Origin of the sequence: Corynebacterium sp. HMSC036D02 (assembly GCF_001836165.1) — a bacterium.
Lineage (GTDB): Bacteria > Actinomycetota > Actinomycetes > Mycobacteriales > Mycobacteriaceae > Corynebacterium.
Map to the genome: position 1 here is coordinate 1 of NZ_KV827700.1, position 488 is coordinate 488.

Annotated in this window: 1 protein-coding gene; it reads left to right on the forward strand. The window is 55.7% G+C overall.

Annotated elements, in window-relative coordinates; all coding sequences use genetic code 11:
- Positions 1 to 488 (forward strand): YPDG domain-containing protein (locus HMPREF2743_RS12795; protein WP_210400264.1); only part of this gene is annotated, 488 nt, incomplete at both ends.

Below are 488 nucleotides of genomic sequence, written 5' to 3' on the forward strand. Positions count from 1 at the left end.
GAGCCGAAGTATGAGGACACGAAGGTTGTTCCTGGTAAGGATGCCGAGTCGATTCCTTCCTTTGTGAAGGAGGATGAGGACGGTAACCCGACTGAGGAGAAGGTTGATGCTCCTGAGGGTTCGAAGTTCTCGATTCCGGAGGATTTCAAGGCTCCTGAGGGTTACACCGTCAAGGTTGATGAGTCCACTGGTGTTGTGACTGTGACTGCGGATCCTGAGAAGCTCAACAAGGACACTGTTGAGGAGTTCGACGTTCCTGTCACGGTTGAGTACCCGGATGGTTCCACGGATGACGCGAAGGCGAAGTTCGAGCTGGATACCGATGGTGATGGCACGCCGGATTCGAAGGACGACGACGATGACGGTGACGGTGTTCTGGATACCGAGGAGATCGACAAGGGCACGAACCCGAAGGATAAGAACGAGCGTCCGCTGACGCCGATCGAGCCTGGTGAGGACACCACCGCTGCTACGGTTGAGCCGAAGTA